A 25142-nucleotide genomic window follows, 5' to 3' on the forward strand; every position below is an offset into this window, starting at 1 on the left:
CATTAAAATAAGATGTTAATTCAATTATTGATTTTGTTGTGCAAAATAGCAGTAGAATCTTTATATTTTTAGAGGTTCTTTTAATATCATATATAATACCTTATATTATAGCTAAGTTATAATATATGTGGGGAGGAAGGAATCTTGAAGAAAGAGACAATGGAATTGTTTACATTATTCAAAACAGTAGAATACTTAAAAACAAGAATGACAGACGGAGAACCCCATAGCTTTAGGCAAATTAATCTTTTATTAATCCTCTTAAAGCGTAAGGACATGAACATAAGTGAAATTGCTTATGAGATGGATGTCTCGCCTCCTTCTATTTCTGCACTAACAGAGAAACTTATAAAAAAAGAACTTATCCAAAGAACGCACAATCAAGTAGACAGACGTATTGTGACTGTTAACCTCACGGAAAAAGGAATGTTTTTAGCGAGAGATTTAAAAAATAAACAAAAAAAAATCATAAATCAGATAGAAACCTCTTTAACAAAAGAGGAATTATTCACGTTTGTTGATCTGTTGGATAGAATCAATAAAAGTTAGCATTGAAAACATGGGTTTAAAGTGTTTTAAAGTTCATATTGTTTTTGAAATCAACATATACAACGACATATATGTTAACAATCATTTTATTGCTGCTCTCTTAATCATTAAGGATACTTTCTGTTCTGAATTGCTTATATAACGTCAGATTCATAACCATATTCTTTTAGTAAGAAGGGAAGAAAAGGTTATTGGTCTCTTCCAAGTTCCCCATAGAGGCTCTTGTTTCCACTATAATTATCACACTTCATAACCAACACCTACATCCTCCCATGTCCAGAAAGCTTTCATCAAACGTCGTTGAATATTTTCAAATTTATCCAATTTGTATCATTCGCTTCTTCTCCTGTTCACTAAAGGCTTGTACCATAGATAGATGCCAATATTTTGTGCCACTGCCTAATAAGAAATCGGCTTTCGGTACTTTTTCTCGTTCATAATACAAGTTTATTTTTTGACGGTCATATCGGACTCCCTGTTCGGTCAAGTACCGAGTAAACTCAGATTGATTCAGATAATCTGATCCAACTTTGATGAGACTATAAGAAGGCTTTTGAACGAGATAAGTCTCTTCCCTAAAATAACAAGTAATGAGCTCTAATGCGAGTTCTAGCCAATCGTTGTCTAAATGCTATGGCAGTAATATTGACCGTTAAAGAAAGGGATAGAATCCTTAATTCCTTAGATGCTGTTCAAGCAAACTTTCTACAGCTGCATCTCAAGAGAAGCAAGAAAACAGTCTTTGCTAATCATATGGCACGTGATAAAGGAATAGTGTTTCCTGAAGATATAAATGTAACCAGCCAATTTATCAAACACTCAAGTGTTTGTCCCAAAACTTTCGAATTAATTAACATTATCTCCTTTTCAGTAAGCGAACTCTGTAAGTCTTGTAATATAATTACCTTTTTTTCCTCTAACCGATTATATTCTTGCCGTCCGAAATCAGTTAAGCTAACATGCACCTTTCTTCTATCATATGTTCGTGTAACAAGTTGTTTAATTGTCAACTTTTCAATTGTTATTGAAGTTGAAGCAGGATTAGTGTTTAAAAGCTTAGAAACTTCACCAATATACTGCCTTTCTTTTTTGGCGATAATGCTTAAAACTTGCGTTTGCTGGTATGTAAGTTTTTTCCTTCAATCATAAACTGCTTAAAACCATCAAGATACTTAATTACCTTGTCTATATCTAACATAATTTTATTAATTTTGTTCACCTCAAATATTTAAGTAATAGAATCATGGTTATCCACTATTTTTAACTAATTTCATAAAAGAAAATATCCTATGCTCAAATGTATTCTATATATTAGAACTGAAGTATAAGAACAAAATAAAAACGTACTAAACGAGGAATAAAACACTAAAGAGAGGCTATAAACTAGAATTTCTCAGTATGAACTCGTCCAATAGTTTTTAATATTGCAAACAGAAAAAAGTACTTGAGGATAATCTCAAGCACTTTTTAAGTAACTTCTTGATTTAAGAACTAGCCAAAGTATTGGCACTCATATAATATTCAATTTTTAAAAAAAGGTTCACTTCTTTAAAAAAATTGGACCTATATCCCGGAAGAATTACCTCTCTAATTAAAACGAATCATAAAGGTTGCTTTACCTTCATGAGTCGCCGTTTTTCATTCTTTTGTTTTATTTACTCTTTCCGATTGGTTTTATTATTGATGTCTTTTTCATCTTTAGGTGTGTTTAAATCATCAAACTGACGATCTTTTGCAATTGTATGCGGTTTATTAATATCTACGTCTATAAGATTGCTTTCCGGTTTAGAAGAATCTGTACGGAAATCTTTTAAACTCGTCTTGTCTTTCCATTCTGCCGGGTCTGGATTTTGAATCTTCGTCTCTTCCATCTTACGGCTCCATTTATTCAGCGTACGTCCAGCCGCTTCACGGCCACCCAATCCGAATGCTAGACCAAACGCAATCGTAAATCCACCTAATATGAGGATGAATGCAGCATTTACGATTGTTTTCGCTACTCCAAGCTGATCAAGAGCCATAAAGAATGCTAGGGTGATTATCGTATACTTTGCGATATTGCCAAGAAGTTTTCCTTCTGTTTGTTGTTTGATCATACTTTGAACAACACGTTTCACAAGGTCTCCAGCATAAAAACCGATTCCTAGTATCAACACAGCTGTTAACACCATCGGGATATACGCAATTACAACGGATAGTATGTTTACTAAGCTCTCTAGCTTAACGAGCTGAAGTGCTTCAATCGTAAACAGCAGCACAACTACGACTTGAGCCGCATATCCAATCATTTCTGAGATCGTGAACGTCTGATTAGTTTTATGAAGTGAACCAAGACCCATCTTATAGAAGATGCCATTGAATCCAACTCGTTCTAATAATGATGTAACTGCTTGTTTCACCGATGTGCCAAGCCACAATCCAACAGCTACTAAAAGGATGGCAACAATAATATTCGGAATCATGTCCATGATCTGACCTAACATTCCGATGGCAGGACCTGAAATCCCATTAATATCAAGCGTTTCTAAAGCTGAAATAACAACTGGAATTAAGATAAATACATAAACGATTGTTCCAATGATCTGAGAAAGAGATGTCTTTTCTAGTGCACGATCCGCACCAAGTTTTGAAGCTAATCGGTCTGTACCAATGCTTTCTAAGAAGTTAACGATAATCTCTTTAACGACCTTAGCCACTAACCACCCTACAAAAAGAATGATTGCTGCTCCTAGAAGTTTCGGTAAAAATGCGAAGAGGCCTGTCAGCATACCCTCCAATGGTTCAGATATGGCTTCAATGCCTAAAGCAGATAACACAGCTGGCAGGAACAATAACAATGTGAGGTAGAATACTGCCTTTGATGCAGAGAGAACAGCTTTGTCAGATTGACGAGGATCACGAGTCAGTTTCCAACGGTGTAGTAACCTTTCAAACCTTGTGTTCTGACCTAACTTTTTAACTAGGATCGATAAACCAGAGGCAATCAACCAAGCCACCGCCGCGATTAGAGCCGCTTTAAGTAGGTTAGGAATTGCTGCCGCAATCACTCCTAAAGCATTTGAGATCGGTTGTGCGACGTACGGAAGACTTAGCATGTTCAAAAACATAACAATGGCTACTGCCATCAGAATCCAAAAAACAACTTTACTAATTACTTCTTCAGAAGAATACTTGCTTGTACGGGTTTGTTCGATTTGGTCTTCATGAATATCAGGTTTCATCCACCTTGCGACTTTGTTATCAAAATCTGTTTTGTGTAATGCTTTTTTTACTGCTTTTGCAACCAATGAGGCAATCAGCCAACCAATTAATAAAACTAAAATAGCAAGAATTAAATCTGGCAATCTTCCTAAATAAACCATCCAAGAATCTATTACTCCATTGAAGTTGTACATTGTTTTCCTCCTTTTTAGTTTGTTCTTTAAAAGACTACATAGGCTCTAATTTCCCAATGCTTGAATTATCTAAACTAGATACTTCATAACCAAAAATGTAATTTTTAGGGACAATTAGATTAGAATGATGAAGAAAGATAGTGAAAGATAATGTTTTGGTTATAACAAACATGAATCCTCTACTCTATGAAAATCTCATAACCGTTAAGAAAAGGATAGTAAACCAGATCATAGTTAACATAACACCTGTGTATAACTTAAGGAAACATCGATTTGGACGGTCTTCAATCTCCTGCTCTAACAAAGATAAATTTTAATTGGAGTTTAATATCCATAGAATCTAACTTTTTCTTTATCTTGAGCAACATCTCTTTATTAGCAAGATCGTGAATATAGAGAATATACACTTCATTATTTGATCTTTTGAAGTATTATTGCTCTCAACAATTAAATTCTGATTTTTTATTCTTTTTCTTATTAAGGAAATGTTGGTACTAATATTCTCGGTGAACGCTTCTTTTGGCCCCTTAATGACCACTTCATTTTCTGCCTTATCTGTTCTTTCTACCTTGAAAATGATTAATCTCTATTGAATAGGCAATAATTTCTCCATTTATTAATAGAACAGCATTCCCGTTCTTTATACTCGCTACTATTTCGTTCATTGAATTAACTGTATGTAGAGAAGAAGCATATATAATATCTGCAACATGTAATTCTTGATCCTTTATTTGAAGTAGGGGACCAAAAATATTCTCTTCAAGTTTGGCTTGATCTATAATGGTACGAATAAAGACCAAACTACAATGTGTCTTTTAAATTCCTACGTGAAACTCTCGGACAGTCACATCGCTATTTAAAGGTATTTTATAGATGCCTTTTATTTGATTAAGTGTAACTGTAAGATCTTTATTTATTTTAAGTGGATCTTCGTCTAATTGGGGTTTAATTTGCACCTTTTTAAAGAAACGAACAGCAACTCCGTTTGTTTTGTCTAAGTTTGCCACATATTTTCATGATTAATGTAACTAATATTTAAGAGTTCCACATTTGAATACAATTTTCTAGGATGGAAATTAATAATAAATAAGTATGTTTAACGTTATGGTACAAGGAGAGGATAACCATTATTCTTTTATTAAAATTAAGCATAAAAATTAATATAGTTTCATCTATTTTTATTGGGTTTATTAGTGGTTTAAAATTAATGAGTCTTTTACCCCATTTAAATGAAACGGGAAGCCAATTATGGAGTAATATGCTTTTTATGTTTGGATATGCCGTTTTTATGCTCATTTATGGAGACAGACTGCTATTATTCATGGAAAAATTTATAAATAAAAAGAGCTAACTGGTGTACATATATATTAAAAAATTGATTCAGAATTGATATTATAAAATTAAACAAATAAAAAACGAAAGAAGATATCTTTCGTTTTCTTATCATTACAATCATTATTTTAATTAGGATGTAACAGCTATATTGCCACATTGTGGGATTATTAAGCATTAGCTTTAGTTCGATATTATACGATAATCCTTATGTCTAACAACTAGTTTAACTTCTTCATTATTATTAATTGAAGTGAAGTTAGTTGTATCAACAACAACTGTATTCTGTAATACAGATACAACTTTCCCCTTTCTTTCATTAAAAAGTATGACATCACCAATATTTGCTTTAATCATTTTGACCCCCTCCAGCTAACTTATTTAATTCACCTTCTTATCTAAGAAAGCCCTTCGGACAACAATAAAAGGAATAGAATACTTCTATCTTTGTTTTTATTCTTTTGGATATCATGCAACAATAAGTAGTTCTCAACAAATGAAGATTATAAAATTAATTAATAATCTTGAATGGTTTATAATGATTTAACAACTCACCAATCATTCCTTCTTCTTGATTCTTCAAAGATGCACAGTGACCTATAACTTCTGTTACATATCCATCTTCAATGAATGGCTCACAAAAAACGAATAAAAAAACCTCTGGTGCTGATTGAGGAAAAAAATAGAAGAAAACTTCATTTCCCTTAAATGCCATATCATAAGCCTTTTTCATTTCTTCTGAAGACAGTTTATTGTCGGAAATTGAACTTCCAACTATATCATCCTCATCAAGGTTCATAACTTCTAAGAGCTTTCTATTTGCGTATGTGACTATACAGTCGTCATTAATTTTTCTTGCTCTAAATTTCATTTCACCAAACTCATTTTTGTAAGAGTGAAGCATTTCTTTATATAAGTTTGTACGTTGTTTTCGTTTTATTTTACTCACTTCATTCATACTTAATATTTCCTCCAAATATCCTTCAATTGTTATTCTTACTATACCCATTACACTAAATTCTAGTGACCTCTAATTAAAAGACTTGTCTATCATTAATCAATATTCATAAAAAATAACTATAACTAAGTCAATAAAATAAGTTCATTCACATTCAATACATTCATAAATCCTTTGCTGAATAGTTGGAGTAGATAAGATTAAGCGTCTATCCAATTTTATTACTAAGTATTCAGCGGTTTTGTTACCTCTATTAAATTTTAAATCTGTAAATTATCATTTAAGATAACTATAAAAACTTTATACCCTAAACAGAATTCCATTAATCGTATATACCATAAACAGACCAATATGCTCTCATTATAGTCATACCGGTAAAACGATAATCATAGCCCTAAATATCACGAACTTTAATACAAATATTTCTTTATATTTTAAAGTTTTAAACATAATGATAAATTAATTATAAAAGAAATTGAAATTATTTGTTGCATGTGTAATTTTTAAAGGAGAGATAAACTTAAGATGAAGAGTGGGGATAAAGTTTCTTACAAAGGTAAAATCTACATAGTCATTCACATCTATGAATCTGGTTACTTGGAGATCAAACTAGGTGATTTAAGTGTGGATAAAGAATCATATATTGAGATGTTCAAGCGTCAAGCTAAATATTTTATCGAAAATAAAATATCTGACCCTCAAATTTAAAAATTAGCTTTTATCTTCAACTATCGGGTGCGAGAGCTGAACAGTGAGTCGTTGCTTTTTTACTCGGCAAAACGCAATAGCCCTTTAAAAAATAATTAAGAAACCCTGCTAATCTTTTATAAAGGTAGCTAGCTGGGTTTTTAAAGTTGGATGTGCAGAATAACACATAAAAATAAGTGCAAATTACCGCACAAAATGACAGTTTTAGTAATTAATATTAACTAGTAAATGTAAAATTTACAAAAAAATACTTTTTTGTTAAAGGGAGGATTTTTTGAGTATGGTTAAAAAACTGTTAAATGCTTTAACCGTAAGCGCACTAGGACTTTCTTTGTTTTTCACAAGTGGAGTTAATGCTGCAAGTAATCCCTTACCTGTCGAAGATTATACAACTATTGAGGAAGTTCAAGAGCTAGAAATTGAATTAGTAAACACATTAAGAGCCCTACCAGCTGATGCCTCAATTGACACCGAAATTGATAATTTTTTGATAACACATCCAGTCAAGCCAATGCCCAAAACAGAATACCCTGGTCCAGATCCAATGCCTGGTGTTGACCCAAAGGAATATACCAATCCTAATGAACCTTTTGATGTACCAGCTTATATTGATGAAGAAATAGAACAAGGTGCCTTTAGGGCATATACAATAAACAACAACACTGATCTCATATTTACAGATGACTACACATTTTTTGTGCAAAATACAGTAGAAGGAGTAGAACAAACTAGTCCAACGCCTGAAGGTTTTGTTTCAGTAGCTGCTGCTAGTAAGAAGAAACACGCTAGTACTAGTTATACAGCAAAAAGTTGGGTAGGATTAAAATTGTGGAGTGGTTATACTTCTGGTTGGTTTAATTATAACGGTTCAAAGGTAACTGCAGAGCATGACTCTAGCTATATAAAAAGAGCCTCAGTAAGTATTTGGCAGGTTGACAATTATAGAAAAGGAAAGACAGACATAAGTACAAAACTAGCAGAAGTCTATTGTAGAGCTAATGTTTCGTGGGGTTATAAAATTGGGGATGTAGGTATAACTATTCAAGACAAATACGTTAAACTTTATGTAAGATCAAATGAAAAAGGAGAAATCACAAGACATCGAACAATAAATTAGTGGGAGGATGACATGAAAAAATTTTTATGGTTTGTTATACCCAGTTTATTATTGATGTTATTTTCATTTACTCAATTAATGAGTCCTGTAAGTATGTTAGAAATTTTTCTGGTTATCATAGGATCTTCAGTAACAGGTTCTATTATCGGTTTAGTTCTATTTCTTTTGAATAAATATCTGTTCAAGAAAAATATAGTATGATCAGCATTGGAGCTTCAAAATTAAAAAATAGATAATACGACTGCATAGAGTGAAAAAAGCCAACTTTCTCAATTGAAATTTGGCTTTTTTTATTTAGGGATGTTAGTAGATGAAGGAGAAAAAAGGAAATATGGCAGCAAAAGAGAAAGTAAACTTAATTACTTTAGGATTAATTTCTATTGTCTTTTGTGTACTCTTGGCTCTATACATGGAACATAGTGTAATTAGAGCTATACTTATCGGCCTAGTCATTGGATTAAACACTTTCTTAACAAACAAAATACTTAAAAGAACTTGAACTCTTCACCAATGATCATTTTAAATCTATTCAAAGGCTCTACTATTGTAGGGCTTTTTCTTTTCCTCCACTAAACGTGAAAATCTATACCCGAAATATTTTGTATTTAACCAGCTGCTAAATAGGGTAGTATAAACTATCATTTAAAAAATGGAATTGGAGGAGTTGTTCAAATGGCTACAGACCAGGAGTTAAATTCATTGATTCAACGGTTAAAAAGCGACGATTCAGATAATGAAGGCGTAAGTCCGTATAGCTGGGGTCTTCAAGACTATTTAAGCCAGCTCATAAAAGCTCAGAATTTAGTTGATGATGCTGCGATAGGTTCAGCAAAAAGGGCGGTTGCTGAAGGTATTAATTCATTAAGTGATCCTCAACTAAAAGCACTTGCGCTTGAAATGCTAAATAATGACATTTACATGCCGGTATGTCCTAATGCGACATGAGCACGGCATTGTGGGAAGGTCAATGCTATCACTGTGTGAATAGGCAAGAGAAAATAGCTAGAGAATAGGAAAATCTATTTTGACGGGATCTTGCCAATCATAGACAGCTACAACGCGTTCAATATCTTTAACAATTTATTCCCCTGACTGTATGTAAATAATTAAGAAACCCAGCTCTCATCTCTTATAAGCGTATGTTACATTCTTCAATTTTTTTAAATAACCTTTATTATTTATTATTCTATAAATCTTCCTTTTCACATTTACATTCACAAATAGTATCTGAAAATAAAAAGATGGATAAGTATGGTTAACTTATCCGAAATTGCTGGTATAATTATAGAGTCCAAGGTCGGCCATCCAAATTCCTAATATATAGAAACAGGGAGATGGTAATGGACTTTTTAAAGAAAACGCTAAAGTTCACTACCACTCACGAAAATAAACTAAGAAAAGGTCTTGATTGGGCAGTATCTATCGGGAACCTTGGCTTATTTATTTTTAGAGTGCTAATGAACAAAAACTAACAATTCCCACATAGCTTTACCCTAATATTTATGAGGTGATAAGGGTTGTGTTCCCATCACTCGGACTTTAAGTAGGCCATCAAAGCCCTTTCCCACTCACCTCTTCTTAGATGTTTATTACAAGTCTAACCAATAAATTCTATTTCTAAACACAAAAAACCCCCGGTTCCCACACCGAGGGTTTTTCTTTTTTCCTAATTCAGAAACAGGTGATAATGTATTTTGTAAGAAAACGCTAAAAGCCATGTTGTTCCGACACCTTAACTTCCCACGGTCTAAGGTTTCGGACCTCCTTCTCCCTATCACCATGCAATTCGCCATAGTTCAAGTGTTACAATAATAGTTGTTTTTAGTGACAGGTTAATAACATCATAGCAATAGCAACACAGAGTTTCAAGGTATATACTACTGGGAAGTATTTAATTTTTTCTTATATTTTGGTTATTGATAACTGCCATCATACAATAATTTTCGTTTCATTAAGTGCATTCTTAATTCTTCAGCAAGAGGAATACCAGGATTAATGGTGAAACGAACCGGCTCTTTTGCTAGTTTCATTCTTTCTTCTATTGTCATTCCAGAAGTCAATTTCCGTTGCGCTTCAAAATACCCTTCACTTTGTAAGGATTTGGCCAATACTAAATCAAAATCAACGTCTGGAGAGCAGTTGTTGACTTTAATGAAATGCTGCATTAAGTCTTCCCATTGTTTTTTATTTAATACGGACTGTGTTCTTCCTATATGTTGAAATGAGTGACATTCTCTACAAATGAGTTTGATCTCGATTAAATGGCATACCTTATTTTCAAAATCATAGATCTCTATTTCATGCAAATGTAGACGCCTTAATTCACTGGCATTCTTGGGTATCCAATTACAGATGCAGCACTTATTTTCTTGCTGTTCCAACACTGTCGGACGAAGTTTCTTATTCCAAAGATATTGGGTTGCTTTCCTTACAGTGCTACCATGAAAAAAAGGCGGTTTAGCTGATGGTAAAAGTTTAAAGTTCGTAAGATCAATTTCTTCCCACTGCTTCTTACGCAATTGCTTTTTCCGAGATACCATACACCTTGATGCCTCCTCTTTAACATTTTATTGGAGTAGAAGCCTTTCCATAGTAACGGCCTTCGAATAAGACCAATGTTCCCTTGCTTTACTAACTATTCTAAGTGCATACATACTGAAGGGTAAATTTTTGTTTACTAGTGCTGTATCGCTCTCTAGATGCCCCGTGTTCCTTAATCAGTAGTTCACATATCACTCTAGTACTACTAATCCCCTGATCCAAGTACTTCATTATTACATCCTTATATCCAGCTATAACAAAATCTTTGTGGCCAATGTCTATGGCAGGTAGTTCCTGGTTCTCAAAAAAAAATTCTTGCCAAGGAACCCGTTCTTCACCACCTCTATTATGCTGTTTTGATCGAACCTCTACTTCCATTTGTCTTCTAGTAGTTGTTTCTCCTCCAGTGCAGCTAAATAAGCAAGTTTTAACCCTTTTTACTTGTCTATTAAGCAGTGGAACGTTGGCATCCACATGCAGCTGCATGTCTTTTGGAAAAGGGTGATCTTCAGGAATAAAAGGTAGTTCATTCTGTAGCTGCCAACCAGTATCTATTTTATAGAGCAATTCATCCAATTCGTAGTCGATAAAATTAAAGCCATTAACAATTACTTTAATAAGATTAGGTGGAATACCGGTATGTTCTTCAAAATGGGTAATACCAAACCTACGCACAGTTCCAGTCCCCTTATGTTTAACGATATATTGATACCTTAGTGGTCTGCCGCATTCACAAGGAGTTTCAGGATTCACAAAACCATTGTCTATATAATCCTCAAGGATCCACTCATCAAGTAACATTCGATTTCTTCACTCGGTACATCTTCAGGAAACACTAATCCTTTATTACGTGCCATATGATTAGCAAAGACTGTTTTCTTGCTTCTCTTGAGATGCAGCTGTAGAAAGTTTGCTTGAACATCATCTAAGGAACTTAGAATTCTATCCCTTTCTTTAACGGTCAATATTACTGCCATATGTATACCCTCCCTTTCTCCTGAACAGATATCATTTGGTATATAAAAAACAGAGTTTCATTTAAAAAGAGAGAGCTTTTAGGCTCTCTCTTAACTAGCAACCTTATACTACGCTGCGTCTGCAATCGCTACATTTACTTTATTTATAAACTGTTGGACTTTATCCTTTTCAATGATGGACATTTCAATATTAACGCACTGACCTGCATTATTTGTAATAACCATATTGCTTGTAAATGAGTTTAGAAGTGGCAATGCACCTAAAACTGATAATATAAGTCCACCAAAAAAAGATAGCTCCAGCATTCCTAAACCAATAAATAATAGAAATAGTCCAATTGCAAAACGCTTCATATAGAACTTTGTTGAAACACCTACGCTGGCAACATTTTTTAATGGATAAGAAACTTCATTTTTCCCTAGCGGAAAAACACCAAATAGTGTATTAGGTTGAAAACCTACAACTCTCTTATTGGTAAGCGATAGATCCGTTTTTAACCAATAAAGAACAAGATTTGAGTGAACTTTTCTGAACTTGTTATTACTTCATCTAGGGGATATATTTCATGAGTATGGCGTTAGGTAATAATGGAAATACGTTATTATATAATTAGATAAAGTATACATATAATTAGGAAAAAAGAAAAACTCTCGGTGTGGAAACGAGGTTTTTTTGTGTACCAACTGGAAGCTATCTTTATCTGTTGACATTCCCTTTACAAATTGAAGTTTTAACAGATCGAAGATTGCTAAAACGAAGCATAATACAACAAAATTAAACCCTAAGCTATTTAGTGAATGCTTTTTTGGTCTTTTTTGTTGTTCATGCCACTTTTTGACTAAATTAAGACACGCTAAATCTTTATTAAACAAACGTAGCAGGATAAATTCTTAATCTTACGGGCTTGTTCCGTTAAAGCGTGCGATTGCGGAAGAAGGCTAAAAGTGAATGACCAGAAAAATCTGGTCGTTTTTTATTGTCATTCACCCGTTACTGATGAAGTTGACTTTGTTTCTTATTTTAATAAACTGCATGTTGGACACCTCATGCTTTTGACCATTTAAACACTATTAATGCAATCAAATAACTCCGGGATCAACCGGAGTTATGCAGTAACATACAATACTCAAGCACAAAGAGTATTTACGAATACGCTACCTAATTTCTCCTGCGTTTTGAAGGCCATAACATCACGCTTTCATTTCTTCATTTCTCTGCTGGCGGATTACCATTGGTTTATGCTTATCCTTTTTCATATAGTCTACGTATTTTGCCAAATATCCATCAGTGATTCGATACGGAACATACCCCAACCGCTGACGAATAATGTTTTCCAGAACAAACATTTTACGTGTAATCTTTTCGTATTCCGTTCCACTATATTCTTCAGACTCTTTAAACTCATCCGTATTACCTTGCTTGCGTGCCTTATAAAAGGTGTTCAGATAACGATATAACGCTGTTCTTTCAGCTCGTGCATATTTCAATAAACTAAGCAACTCGAAGGTCGATAGCGTCATTAATTCCGGCGTTGTCCTCTCAAGATGGACTTCTAGCGCAAAATCTCTTACACGAACTGAAATTCTTTCATGATTGCGTTGCACAAGCGTCTCTGGAACGTTCATTACACAAAAATCACAATAGTATTCCCCCAGCTGCTGCACCAGTTCGCTACCACAATAAGGACAAGTAACAACACTTTGATTTTTCATATCGACTTTACTCCCTTCAATCTTTTGAACGGATAAGCACCCATTTATGACTCGGGCGCTTATGACTTATGCCATTAAAATTTTCCTGTTCCTGGACGTTCTAACTAAATTACACCATTTAGGCATTATTTTAACAATCTATTAGGATACTCCTCACTTTCTCTTCGTAATTTAATTCCCACTGGCCATACCTGGAATTAAATAACAGTAACTTGAATTTATTTTATATAAGGTCATCTTCCTTGATTGACAGGAAGATGACCGATCCTTTGTGCTTGTGATGTTATAGGTTACTGCTTTTTACTCGCCTTCAGGTTCTTCTTTTCCTAGAATGTAATCCGCTGCTTTTTGGGCTTGTGCAGCTGCTTGAACCACAAGACGACTGTCTTCTTTCAACGACCTTAGCCATGAATGGATATAGCTGGCGCTATTACTAATGGTGTTGTTGTCAATACCAGCAACACCGCAAAGCATTGCGGCCCCCATTTCCGCCACTAATTCTTCCTTGGAATAAACTTCATCCCCAAAGGCTACATTCTGAGTGGTCACTCCTGAACGAGCTAGCCGGTTTTTATGCCCTGTGCTGTGCACCATTTCATGAAACAAGGTACTGTAGTATTCTTCGACTTTCGGAAAGTCCTTTAATGGCGGGCAATTAATTTTATCTAGCGTTGGATAGTAAACGGCTTTTCCTGAAAAGAATGTATAAACGGGAGCGTTGAGATAGCCTTGATAAATTTCTTCGGCTTTCTCAATTGGATCATGGTCAAATGACGTTTCTTTTCTTTTACTTTTCAACCCCTCCACCTGGGAATTGATCTCAAATACTCGGTAGTACCGAAGGTAAGGTATTTTTTCGACTTTTCCACTTTCGTCATCTTCTTTCTCTAACCACTTCCAAAAGACCACGATGTGCGATTTCTCGCCTTTTCTTACCTTTCCACCAGCTTCTTGAATTTGCTTATATGTCGCATACTCTCCGGATTCTAGAATAAAAACATTGATCCCCCTATATGCCTTTTGCGTTTTCCAATTCACCGCACCTCCGTTTATCCAAGGCTTGCGCCAAGGGACAACTCCTTTTTCTAGCTCTTCCATGACCTTCTCTGTAACGATTTCATACACGCTTTTTTTCATTTCGCTTTTCCTCCTTTTGATTTTTGCCTTCCGAAGCGAAAGCTTTCCCCAAAGGGAAGGATTTTGCCCCTTTGACAGGAGAAACGAACAATGAGCATAGAGAAGGAGTCAAGGGAGCTCTTAGCGGAAAAGTTTTTTATGTTGCGAAGCGTGTGTAATAAAAAAGTTTTGTGCCCCTTGACTTGTTGTCTATCGGACTTAGCTTCCATCAGGTTGAGGGCAAAGCCTAGGAGGCTCGACCTGTTGGAAGGTTAGCTCGGATTGTGTGATTGTACGATTCGGAAGGCAAAGGGCAAAATCTTATTCAATAGCAGCCGTAGGGCTGCTTCCACGTTAGGTTTTATTCGTTTAAGATTTTCGGCTCGTGCGGTACGGCCAGAATGGCAAATGGATAAGGAACCTACAGATTGTAGGCGGAGTATGAGCCGTACAAGCTGTGGTTATCGAGCTATTTAGTGCCGTCAGCGACACGTTACAGCCTGTTAAAAAGCGTTCTTTGCTTTTTTACAGGTTGTCGTGCAGCCTCCCAAGAAAAGGTTTTAAATCGTTCAAAAGCCTTTTCTAAAGAAAAATTCCGCCTAAAGGCGAATGCAGTCATGACAAAAAATCTCTTTGCTTCAAGCAAAAAAGAGAGAAGGATGAATCCTTCTCTCTGATCACCAGTTTATACGTCCTTAGATACCTGAAGTCATCTAAACGATCCCATCGATGCAGCTCTTACGAATCGTTGAGCGTTTGCAATCATTTGTATTTCTCTAACCAGTGGGAAACCATCCCTTTCACATCACCTGCTTTTTCTTTCATATCTTGAAAAATCATATCCATCAAGGTAAACCAAGAAATCTCCTCGCTGTAAGGATTATTTTTATTGATGTATTTCAGCACATGTTTAAGCTCCTTCATTCTTGCATCGTCCAAATGTTCCTGAAGGGATACTTTCACAAAAGCGTTCAACAAATTCACATTGCGTATACTGGCATCCAACAATAAAGCTGTGGCTTTGGACGGAGTGACATCTAGAGCAGAAGATAAAACGTATATATCCTCATAAGACGTTTGGGAGAAGCGCGCTGTGATTCGTTCGTTTTTTCCTGGCTGGTATTTCCGCTGCAAGGATTCTCTTCCCCATTCCCCTATAAACACCGTACTCATGAATTGGTAATCTCGTCTGAAGTGCTGCGATAAGTGTTCAATGACTTTTCTTGACCTTAACCCCTTCTCACACAAAAGAACGGCTACGTCCTTTACAGGTGTATGTGTGATATAAGACAAGCTATATATACAATCTTTAAGATTGCTAGAAATTGTCGGCTTGATGTCGCGTTTTGCATCTGATCTTTTCTTCCTGTTCTTCGTCATGACGGCCTCTTCTCTCTCCATTCCTACCCCTCTTTTCCGCATTTTCACTTAGGACAGTGTCAGAGTGTCCTAGACTTTGTTTTATATATATGGGGGATGGGGGATAGATATGTTTAGATTTTCAAAAACCCGTCCATACTTTTATTAAGAGTACTAGTAAAGGGGAAAAGCAAATGAAAATGTCGAAAGAAGAAGCGCAGATACTAGCAAAGAAAGCGATCGAACAAAGCGAAAAAAGGGGCATCCCCCTCAAAAACAAAAAGAAAAAACAGGCGTAATACCGCCTGCTGATAAACATTCGATCTTAGGTCAACCAACCCGGAGATCGATTTATTTTTATTAAAAGGACCTTGATAAGCTCACTTTTCTATACAGAGCAATCACTCGTTTGTTCTCTCTTTCCCACTCTTCATTCCTTAACATGGGAATCTGGTATACCTGCTCCATTTCTGTCATGAGCTCAGCCAATTTTTTGTCCTTTTTATCACGGGGCCAGTCGGCATGAATAATCTCCTCATAGCGTTGGTTGTATTGTACAAGTGTCATTTTTTTGCCTCCTGTTGGATGAATCCCATTCGATTTATCTCTTGTACTGCATATGTCTGAACTGTCTCATCGGACCAATACTTCACTCCGCCTACAACAAGATCGGGATGGGGTACTTTCCCGCGTTCAAAATATAAATTTAACTTCTGTCGATCGTACCGCAGCCCTTGTTCACTTAAGTAGTCCGCAAATTGACTCATGCTTTTATAGTGTGATCCCTCACGAATCAAGGAATACGTTGGCTTTTGAATCAAATATGTATCTTTCCTGAAATATTCCGTCACTAACTCCAGGGCAAATTCAAGCCAGTCATTATCTAGATGACGATACAGCAAGCCAAGATTAAACGTCTCCTTTTCCGGATCTTCAAAAAACCACGCTAACTTTAAAAACGTTGCCTGAACATCATCTACTTCCTTCAGCGCTTCATCGACCAGCAGCATGTTTTCATAGACATGTAGTTTATCCTCAAATTCAGGGAACTTATCAACAATCCGACAAGTTGCGTTTTTCATATTTCACCCTCCTGTATACTTTGTATACATAGTGTACAACATTTTGTATGCATTGTATACAAATACATTTCAATATAAATGGCAGAAACGAGCAAAAAAAGGGAGGATTTCCTCCCTCTCTCTTACAATCTAGCATGCTCTTTCAAGCTGTAGTATTTGGCTTTCGTGTTGATGATGAGATGATCTAATACCTCGATCCCTAGGACCTTTCCGCATTCTACAAGCCTTGCTGTCACCTCGATGTCTTCTCGAGACGGCGTGACATCTTGACTCGGATGCTGATGGCTCACAATGATCGATGCACTGTTATTTAGGATTGCCGCCTTGAACACCTCTCTTGGCATGACGATGCTGGCGTTTAATCCTCCCACATGGCAGCGATGCACCGCAACCACTTGATTCTTTGTGTTCAGACACATCACAAAGAACACCTCACGATCATCATCTCCAATAAATTGAGCTGCAACATCCGCAGCATCCTGTGGCCAACGAATTGCGAACTTTTCGCTTGCCTCCACTTCCTTGATTACTTGTTTGATCCTTACTACTTCATAGATTGTTTCCATTTTACTCTCTCCCTTCCGCGTTTGAGGAAACCTGAACAATTCGCGCAAACAGGGGGAAGGGTTCGCTCACGAAGAAGCGAACTTGCCAGAGAGGGGTAGGAAAAGGCCATGATTTACGGACTTTTTCGTTAGAAAACGAGTGAAGCCCAATGATTTAGGGATCGTTAGGTCACGTTCTTTGTGGCCTTACGGACCCTTAGCCGACTTGGCTTTGCCGATTTCTTTCCCCGAACGCCCGCCCTTCCGGCTGTCATAAGCGGAGTTGTTACACTAAAGAGAACGAAGGAAGGAGAAGGGCACTGCACCGCTTTTGGCGGCTGGAAAACAGACCGTAAGGGCTGCAGCCGCCTAACGGTAGAGGGTTCGATGCCCGAGACCGTTTCCTGTTTAAAGTTTTTTCGGCTCGTTCGGTACGGCGGCACTAGCCGTAAAGAGAGCAGGAACCTACGGCATGTAGGCTTTCAGCCGTACAGACCGTAGTTATCGCTCCCTTTAGTACCGAAGCGACACGTACAGAATGACAGAAAGCGTTCTTTACTTTCTGATTAGTCTGTAGTGCAGCCGCCCGGATTCATTCTATCCCTATATTTCAGCTCATTCTCTTCTTTCTTTGCCTTCATCTATTTTTCATTAAACTGCTATAATAGAGAAGAAATATTGCTAGAGGTAATGAGTAATACCAACACAATACAAAGAATTTATCAGAAAGTTCAATGGGGGATACAAAGTGATTACTTCAGAAGAAATTAAAAGTAGATTATGGGACGGCGCTAACGAACTGCGTGGTTCAATGGACGCCAGCCGTTATAAAGATTACATGCTTGGATTAATGTTCTATAAGTTTTTAAGTGATAAAACCTTAGAAACATTTAAAGTGACCAGTGGTTTAGAGAAAACGACTCAATCTGAATTGGTAGAGGAATATACAAAAGCACAAGCAGAATACGGAGAACAGCTAAATAAAATGATTCAAAATGTGCTCGGTTATTATGTTTTGCCTGAGTATCTCTATCAAACTTGGATAAAAGATATCAATTCTGGAGATTTTGAAGTTCAAAAAGTAACGGATAGCTTGAATAACTTCGAACGTACGATTGCCGTGTCCGGTGATACGAATGACTTCAAAGGATTGTTCTCAAGTTCTACGCTGGATTTAACGGATACGGCATTAGGTAGTAACTTAAACGAACGCAGCAAAAATATTAAAGCCTTGATCTTGTTATTTGCAGACTTGAACATGGTTGCATTACAAAAAGGTGATGTACTGGGTGATGCGTATGAGTATCTCATTGGTCAGTTTGCAATGGAGTCCGGTAAGAAAGCAGGGGAGTTCTATACCCCTCGACAAGTCAGTGAAGTTATGGCACAAATTGTAGCGAAAACGGCTGATATAAAATCAATCTATGACCCAACTGTCGGTTCTGGTTCGTTACTTTTAACGGTTAAGAAACATTTAGATGAAGATGTTCAAAAGGATTTAAGTTATTACGGACAAGAAAAGAATACAGCGACCTATAACTTAACTCGTATGAATTTATTGCTCCATGGTGTGCGTCCAGAAAAGATGACGATAAAGAATGGTGATACGCTTTCTCAAGACTGGCCAGAAGATCCAGAACGTCCAAATGAAGGCGTACAGTTTGATGCGGTTGTTATGAACCCACCCTATTCTGCGAAGAACTGGAACAAAGCAGGTCTGAAAGTCAGTGATCCTCGTTTCGAAGTAGCTGGTGCATTGCCACCAGACTCCAAAGGAGATTTTGCTTTCCTCTTACATGGATTATTCCACTTAGGACAAAATGGAACAATGGCGATTGTATTGCCTCATGGTGTACTCTTCCGAGGTTCCGCAGAAGGAGAGATTCGAGAACGTTTACTTGAGAAAAATTACATAGATACCATTATCGGCTTACCAAGTAACTTGTTTACCAATACAGGAATTCCTGTAGCCATAATAATATTGAAAAAAAATCGTGAAACTGGTGAGCCTGTGCTTGTTATAGACGCTTCTCGTAGCTTTACTAAAGTAGGGAAACAAAATGTTCTACTAGAGAAAGATATTGCTAAAATTGTAGATACGTTCGTTGAACGTAGAGAAGAAAAAGGTTATAGCCAATTGGTACAACGAGAGGATGTTCTCAAAAATCAATACAATATGAACATTCCTCGGTATATCGAAGCAATTGATGAAGAAATTCCGCAAGATGTAGATGCACACTTACTTGGTGGGGTTCCTCAAAAGAATATTGACGATTTGAAGGTTTTGCAGTCTACAGTGCCAGATATTTTAGAACGATTTTTGAAGGAAATCCGTAACGGCTATGTTGAGTTATTGAAACCGGTTGAGGAGATTTCTCATAGGGTCTTCAACGATTCACGCGTTATTGAAAAATCAAAAGAAATCGAAGGAAAAGCAACATCCTTTATTATTAAATATTTCGATGCTTTACGAAATGTAGAAAATATTAGTAAATCATCCCAGTTAATGAATGACATGCTCGATGAAATAAAAGCGATTTTGTCAGCGTTCAACAATATTGATGTGTATGATGGCTATCAAATTGTCGCTGAAATTTGGAAAAATGCACTGTCCCATGATACGGAAATCATTGCCTTAAGTGATTTTTATACAGCCGGACGCACACGTGAACCAAATATGGTAACGAAGGGAACTGGCAATAAAAAACGTGTCGAGCAAGACGGCTGGATCGGCAGTATCGTACCAAATGATTTGATTGCTAAACATTTATACAGTGATGAGCTAGAAGAAATTGAAACAAAGAAAATTTGCATTCAAGAGATTGAAACAGAGCTGTTAGACTTGGTTGAAGCTGCGAAGGTTGAAGATAGCGAAGAAGCCAATGCATTAGGCGATACGTTGAATGAAGCCGGTGAATCTTTTGATAACAAGTTGATTAAAACAGAGTTAAAAAAAGCGAGCAAGGGAACCAGTGAATATAACTATCTGAAAAATGTTGAACAGTTACTTGCAGATAAATCAACACTCAGTAAAGAAGTGAAAGCAGATGAAAAAGCACTTAAAGAAACTGTACAAGAACGAATCTTAACTTTGACAAACGAAGAAATCGACAACTTGATGTATGAAAAGTGGTTTGGCAATACAGTGGATACATTGGTTCGTTTAATAGAAATACCGTTACAAAAGGAATTAAACACGTTACACATGTTGCACAATCGCTATGCTGATACGTTGTCAGCGATTGAAGAAGAGAGTCGTAACTTGGAATCAGCATTTGAAGCCTTGATGAGTGAATTGGTGGTGGAATCATGACGGAACAAACAAGTAATTTAATACCAAAAAGAAGATTTAAAGAATTTAAAAACTCTCTTACTTGGGAACAGCAAAAATTGGGGGAAGTTGCAGACATTATTGGCGGTGGAACTCCAAGTACGAGCAACAAAGAATACTGGAACGGAGATATTAATTGGTATTCACCAGTCGAAATCGGAGAGCAAACCTACGTTGATAATAGCCAAAAGAAAATCACAGAACTTGGCTTACAGAAATGCTCGGCTAAGATTTTGCCAATAGGCACTGTCCTATTTACGTCTCGTGCAGGTATCGGAAACACTGCTATCCTCGCTAATGAGGGTGCAACAAATCAAGGTTTTCAATCAATCGTGCCACATAAAGGTGAACTAGATTCGTACTTTATCTATTCGAGAACTCATGAATTAAAGCGCTACGGAGAAACAAACGGAGCTGGTTCTACATTCGTGGAGGTCTCCGGGAAACAAATGGCTAAAATGCCGATGTTGTTTCCAGCACTAGAAGAGCAAAAGAAAATTGGTGGTTTCTTTGAACGATTAGACGACCTTATTGCTCTTCACCAGCGTAAACTAGAAAAGACAAAGGCGTTAAAATCTGCTTACCTTTCGGAATTGTTTCCAGCTGAAGGTGAGGACAAACCCAAACGGAGATTTGCAGGATTTACTCAAGCTTGGGAACAACGAAAATTTGATGAAGAAGTCGAATTTTATAGCGGATTGACCTACTCACCAAAAGAAGTTAATAAAAGTGGCACCTTTGTACTACGATCCTCAAATGTAAAGAATGGTGAAATAGTTGATGCAGATAATGTATATGTTAATTCTGAAATAGTAAATTCAAGTAATGTTAAAGAGGGAGATATTATTGTAGTAGTTAGAAATGGTTCTCGCTCTTTGATAGGAAAACATGCGAAGATTAAGAAAGTTATGGATAAAACAGTCATAGGCGCTTTTATGACAGGAATTCGTTCACAGCAATCAAATTTTATTAATGCTTTGCTGGATACACATGCTTTTAAAGCCGAAGTAGATAAAAACCTTGGTGCAACAATTAATCAAATTACCAATGGGATGTTTCGAGATATGCAATTTACGTTCCCAGATTCCGAAGAACAGAAGAAAATCGGTAATTTTTTCAATCAACTAGACCAGCTTATTACTTTACATGAGCGAAAGGTAAAAAAACTACAAAATCTAAAAAGAGCATATCTACATGAGATGTTTGTTTAGGGGGGAGATTAGTCATGAGCAATGCACCAAAAAGTGCTTCTGAGAAATCGTTTCAAGAGAACTTTGTTAAGGAACTACAAAAGTATAAATGGGAAGCACCTGATTTCTTAGACGGCAATAAGCAGAAAGTTACCGTCGCTGACCTAGTTAAACACTGGCGTAGAGAACTCAACCGTATCAATGCTGACCAGCTTGAAGGCGTCGAATTAACGGATAATGAGTTCAATCAAGTCATGTCTAAAGTTAATCAAATCAGCAATAGCTATGAGGCTGCAAAAATATTAGCCATTGAAGAATCAAAAGGCAAGATTGACGGTATTTATCGTGATGACAACCCCCATATCACAAGAAAACAAATCACTTTGACGATCTTTAAAAAAGCTGAAGTACGTGGTGGAGATTCAAGCTACCGGATTGCTAGGGAGGTACAGACGCCAAATAACAACCGTTTTGATATTGTCTTACTTATCAACGGCCTACCTTTAATCAATATTGAGCAAAAACGTACGGACAAAACGCTTGATAAAGCATATGGGCAGTTTATGCGTTATTATCGTGACGGTGAGTACAGTCATAACTTCATGGCTTTTTCGCAGATGATGGTCATCACTTCTGAAATCGCTACTCGCTATTTCGCTACACCGAAAACAGCACAAGACTTTAATCTTAGTTTTGTCTTCCATTGGGCTGATAAAAAAAACAATGTTGTAAATGCTTGGGAAAAAGTCATCGGGCAATTTTTAATGATTCCAATGGCGCATCAAATGGTAGGAGATTACTTAGTCATTGACGAAGCTCGCGAGGAAGAAAATAGACGGCATATGCTCATGCGCCCTTATCAAGTACATGCCTTGCAGGCTGTAGAAGGCGCAGCATTCGGTTGGGACAATAAGGATAAATTACCCCACGGTGGATTTGTATGGCACACGACGGGCTCAGGGAAAACGATTACGAGTTTTAAAACGGCTTTGTTTCTATCGACGAGAGCTGGATTTGATAAAGTTGTTTTTCTTGTTGATCGGCGTGAGCTTGACAACCGCACCAGTGAAAATTTCAAAGCATACGCAGCATACGAGTCCGTGTCTGTTGATGATACGAAACACACCTATCAACTAAAAAAGATACTCAAGTCACCTAAAAATGGAATTGTGGTAACGACAACATTCAAACTGAATTCCTTAGTGAAAGAACTGGAAGAAGCGCAAGATGCTGGTTTAGCAGATAAGAAAATTGTTTTTATCATCGATGAAGCCCATCGTACGACAATGGGTCAGATGATGGGAACGATTAAACGATATTTCAAGAAAAACGGGCTCTTCTATGGCTTTACAGGCACACCGCTATTTGATGAAAATAAGATTAAAGGTAAAATAGACGAAAAAAGTGAAGTGATCAATACGACTGAAAAGCTATTTGGACCTAATCTTCATCAATATACGATTGATGAAGCAATCGCAGATAAAAACGTATTAGGATTCCATGTTGACTATATCAACACTGGGGAATTTAAAAGCTATGAAGATTTAAGAGAGCAACTTGTTGAGAAAATGAAAGAAGAACATCCTGATTTGGCTGATAGAGAAATTGAACGCCAAGTTCAAGAATTATCCGAATCCGACGTAGAAAGACAAGCGAAAAAAAGAAACTTGCTTACATATCATGACGAAACACATATTCCGCGCGTTGTAGAAGAGATTCTGAATAACTGGGAATCACAATCGCAAAGAAAGGAATTTAATGCGATTTTGACAGTTGCTTATAAAAATCGTGTCATGGCTTATTATGACGAATTCAAAAAACAACTAACAGCGCGCAGGGAAAATTTGAATGTGGCAATGACGTTTAGTTTCGGTAACGAAAATGACCCTACACCATTAGATCCTAAAATTGTAAAAGATATGTTTAAGGACTACGCTGCATTTACAGGTATTTCGTTTGTTGCCGGTGATAAAAAACACGGCGAGGATGCTTACTTTGAAGACGTTGTGGAACGTGCTACTCGGGGTGGAAGTGGACGAAATCCAAAGAATATAGACCTCGTGATCGTGGCAGATCAGCTTCTGACAGGTTACGACTCTAAACGTTTGAACACACTTTACATTGATCGTTCACTTGAACTTCAAGGTTTAATTCAGGCCTACTCACGAACAAATCGTGTGTTTGGTCCAGCTAAAGAATTCGGTACGATCATTAACTTTCAGTACCCTCGAATTACTGAAGAAATAGTAAATCAAGCTTTGAAATTGTATGGAAGTGGTGGCAAGAGTAGCAAAGCAATTGTGGAACCCTATGAGACATCCGTAAAGAAGTTTGCAATAAAAATTGCTGAATTGGTGCCGACTTTACCTGATCCCACAGATTGGCAAACGATCGAACATGATGAGAAGAAAAAAGAAGCATTCCTACTTGCTTTCAAAGATGCTGCTGAGCAGTTGAACCTGGTGGAGCAATACTACGAATTCAAGTGGAATGATAGTACCTTTGGAATGAATGAGCATACGTGGTTGCAATATGTCGGTGCGTTTAAAAACTTAACCTGGCAGCCTGGTACTCCTCCCCTGCCATCACCTGTCAATATTCTTGTCGGTAAAACAAAATTAGCAGGCACCCAAGTAATCGATGCGGATCATATTCTTAGTTTAATCGATTCAAAAATCACCTCATCAAATGGCGTGCAAACAGTAGATAGTGAAACACTGCGTATCATCTATCAACAAATTCAAGAATTAAGTAATATGGGAGATAATGAACAAGCCCAACTGTTAAGAGAGTTTGTCGATACTGAGTTGGTACCAGGAAATTTATCTAGTAGTATGAATTTTGATGAGGCATTTGAAATATGGAAAGAAAATCAAATGCAAAAAGCAGTAAGTGATTTCTCTTCGGAGTGGGGACTAGATAGCAAGCTGCTTGAAAAATCAGTTAGCTCATATTCCCCTTCACAGCCAGATACTGTACCATACATCAATGAGCTCATTAGTAGTATTGATTTTGACAAAGCAAAAAATCAAACGGCAGGCAATAGGTTAAGACATATAATGACATTAACTGAAAACCTTCCAAAGTTGATTGCTGAGATAAAGCATAGATATAGCTAAGTGATTGAAAATTTTAACAATGCCCGCAAATACGTAATTTTAGAAAAGGAGGCTTTTTATAAGTCTTCTTTTTTCATGTGCATATAGTAACTCTATAAATTACCAAAATT

Annotated in this window: 23 protein-coding genes and 1 pseudogene; 8 read left to right on the forward strand and 16 right to left on the reverse strand. The window is 36.6% G+C overall.

Features of this window, described 5'->3' with window-relative positions; all coding sequences use genetic code 11:
* Positions 1-144: 144 nt before the first annotated feature.
* Positions 145-549, forward strand: a complete 405-nt coding sequence (locus tag HU823_RS19240) for a MarR family winged helix-turn-helix transcriptional regulator (RefSeq protein WP_197223082.1) — start codon at positions 145-147, stop codon at positions 547-549.
* A gap of 749 nt (positions 550-1298) precedes the next feature.
* On the opposite strand, the pseudogene HU823_RS22365 reads toward HU823_RS19240, so the two are convergent.
* From HU823_RS22365 to HU823_RS19275, 6 genes and pseudogenes are all read right to left on the reverse strand, one after another.
* Positions 1299-1667 (reverse strand): annotated as a pseudogene (locus tag HU823_RS22365) (MarR family winged helix-turn-helix transcriptional regulator); the annotation flags it as partial.
* A 537-nt stretch (positions 1668-2204) separates the two neighbouring features.
* A complete protein-coding gene (locus tag HU823_RS19250; protein WP_231607567.1) occupies positions 2205-3944 on the reverse strand; it encodes a mechanosensitive ion channel in 1740 nt (579 codons plus the stop codon).
* Between the two features lie 352 nt (positions 3945-4296).
* Positions 4297-4524: a spore germination protein gene (locus tag HU823_RS22370; RefSeq protein WP_370630148.1), complete on the reverse strand. Its 228-nt coding sequence runs from the start codon at positions 4522-4524 to the stop codon at positions 4297-4299.
* Entirely contained in the window at positions 4496-4744 is a 249-nt protein-coding gene (locus HU823_RS22375) for a spore germination protein (protein ID WP_197223085.1), read from the reverse strand. The genes HU823_RS22370 and HU823_RS22375 overlap by 29 nt, the downstream gene beginning before the upstream one ends.
* A 715-nt stretch (positions 4745-5459) precedes the next feature.
* Complete coding sequence (locus tag HU823_RS19270; RefSeq protein WP_197223086.1) at positions 5460-5633, reverse strand: DUF2187 family protein; 174 nt, start codon at positions 5631-5633, stop codon at positions 5460-5462.
* A gap of 154 nt (positions 5634-5787) precedes the next feature.
* Positions 5788-6234, reverse strand: a complete 447-nt coding sequence (locus HU823_RS19275) for a hypothetical protein (RefSeq protein ID WP_197223087.1) — start codon at positions 6232-6234, stop codon at positions 5788-5790.
* 525 nt (positions 6235-6759) lie between these two features.
* Here HU823_RS19275 and HU823_RS19280 point away from each other — a divergent pair.
* The 4 genes from HU823_RS19280 (at position 6760) to HU823_RS19295 (ending at position 9004) form a co-directional block, all read left to right on the forward strand.
* A complete protein-coding gene (locus HU823_RS19280) occupies positions 6760-6942 on the forward strand; it encodes a hypothetical protein (protein WP_197223088.1) in 183 nt (60 codons plus the stop codon).
* Between the two features lie 274 nt (positions 6943-7216).
* Positions 7217-8059: a hypothetical protein gene (locus HU823_RS19285; protein WP_197223089.1), complete on the forward strand. Its 843-nt coding sequence runs from the start codon at positions 7217-7219 to the stop codon at positions 8057-8059.
* A gap of 310 nt (positions 8060-8369) precedes the next feature.
* On the forward strand, positions 8370-8558 hold the full coding sequence (locus tag HU823_RS19290) for a hypothetical protein (protein WP_197223090.1): 189 nt from the start codon (positions 8370-8372) through the stop codon (positions 8556-8558).
* A 173-nt stretch (positions 8559-8731) separates the two neighbouring features.
* The gene (locus HU823_RS19295; protein ID WP_231607568.1) at positions 8732-9004 is read left to right on the forward strand and encodes a hypothetical protein; all 273 of its coding nucleotides are present in this window, start codon (positions 8732-8734) and stop codon (positions 9002-9004) included.
* A gap of 968 nt (positions 9005-9972) precedes the next feature.
* Here HU823_RS19295 and HU823_RS19300 read toward each other — a convergent pair.
* The 10 genes from HU823_RS19300 to HU823_RS19345 all read right to left on the reverse strand — a co-directional run bounded on the left by HU823_RS19300 (position 9973) and on the right by HU823_RS19345 (position 17413).
* Entirely contained in the window at positions 9973-10599 is a 627-nt protein-coding gene (locus tag HU823_RS19300) for a hypothetical protein (protein ID WP_197223091.1), read from the reverse strand.
* 100 nt (positions 10600-10699) lie between these two features.
* On the reverse strand, positions 10700-11401 hold the full coding sequence (locus HU823_RS19305) for a hypothetical protein (RefSeq protein WP_197223092.1): 702 nt from the start codon (positions 11399-11401) through the stop codon (positions 10700-10702).
* Positions 11365-11577: a hypothetical protein gene (locus tag HU823_RS19310; protein ID WP_197223093.1), complete on the reverse strand. Its 213-nt coding sequence runs from the start codon at positions 11575-11577 to the stop codon at positions 11365-11367. Before HU823_RS19310 ends, HU823_RS19305 begins: the two co-directional genes overlap by 37 nt.
* 108 nt (positions 11578-11685) lie before the next feature.
* Positions 11686-11931 carry a hypothetical protein gene (locus tag HU823_RS19315; RefSeq protein ID WP_197223094.1) on the reverse strand — a complete coding sequence of 82 codons (246 nt, stop codon included), beginning with the start codon at positions 11929-11931 and terminating at the stop codon, positions 11686-11688.
* 837 nt (positions 11932-12768) lie between these two features.
* Complete coding sequence (locus tag HU823_RS19320; RefSeq protein WP_197223095.1) at positions 12769-13290, reverse strand: hypothetical protein; 522 nt, start codon at positions 13288-13290, stop codon at positions 12769-12771.
* A 300-nt stretch (positions 13291-13590) separates the two neighbouring features.
* Positions 13591-14427 (reverse strand): ArdC family protein, encoded by an 837-nt coding sequence (locus HU823_RS19325; protein WP_197223096.1) that lies wholly within the window; start codon positions 14425-14427, stop codon positions 13591-13593.
* A gap of 741 nt (positions 14428-15168) precedes the next feature.
* Entirely contained in the window at positions 15169-15807 is a 639-nt protein-coding gene (locus HU823_RS19330; RefSeq protein WP_197223097.1) for a hypothetical protein, read from the reverse strand.
* 318 nt (positions 15808-16125) lie between these two features.
* The gene (locus HU823_RS19335) at positions 16126-16332 is read right to left on the reverse strand and encodes a hypothetical protein (protein WP_197223098.1); all 207 of its coding nucleotides are present in this window, start codon (positions 16330-16332) and stop codon (positions 16126-16128) included.
* The gene (locus tag HU823_RS19340; protein WP_197223099.1) at positions 16329-16847 is read right to left on the reverse strand and encodes a hypothetical protein; all 519 of its coding nucleotides are present in this window, start codon (positions 16845-16847) and stop codon (positions 16329-16331) included. The genes HU823_RS19335 and HU823_RS19340 overlap by 4 nt, the downstream gene beginning before the upstream one ends.
* A gap of 122 nt (positions 16848-16969) precedes the next feature.
* The gene (locus tag HU823_RS19345; protein ID WP_197223100.1) at positions 16970-17413 is read right to left on the reverse strand and encodes a JAB domain-containing protein; all 444 of its coding nucleotides are present in this window, start codon (positions 17411-17413) and stop codon (positions 16970-16972) included.
* 727 nt (positions 17414-18140) lie between these two features.
* Here HU823_RS19345 and HU823_RS19350 point away from each other — a divergent pair.
* The 3 genes from HU823_RS19350 to HU823_RS19360 are packed head-to-tail and all read left to right on the forward strand — an operon-like array spanning position 18141 to position 25032.
* A complete protein-coding gene (locus HU823_RS19350; RefSeq protein WP_197223101.1) occupies positions 18141-20705 on the forward strand; it encodes a type I restriction-modification system subunit M in 2565 nt (854 codons plus the stop codon).
* A complete protein-coding gene (locus HU823_RS19355) occupies positions 20702-21934 on the forward strand; it encodes a restriction endonuclease subunit S (protein WP_197223102.1) in 1233 nt (410 codons plus the stop codon). The genes HU823_RS19350 and HU823_RS19355 overlap by 4 nt, the downstream gene beginning before the upstream one ends.
* Before the next feature lie 14 nt (positions 21935-21948).
* Complete coding sequence (locus tag HU823_RS19360; protein ID WP_197223103.1) at positions 21949-25032, forward strand: type I restriction endonuclease subunit R; 3084 nt, start codon at positions 21949-21951, stop codon at positions 25030-25032.
* The last annotated feature ends 110 nt before the right edge of the window (positions 25033-25142 follow it).

The organism is Fictibacillus sp. 18YEL24 (assembly GCF_015903855.1).
In the GTDB taxonomy this organism is placed as follows: Bacteria; Bacillota; Bacilli; order Bacillales; family Fictibacillaceae; genus Fictibacillus; species Fictibacillus phosphorivorans_C.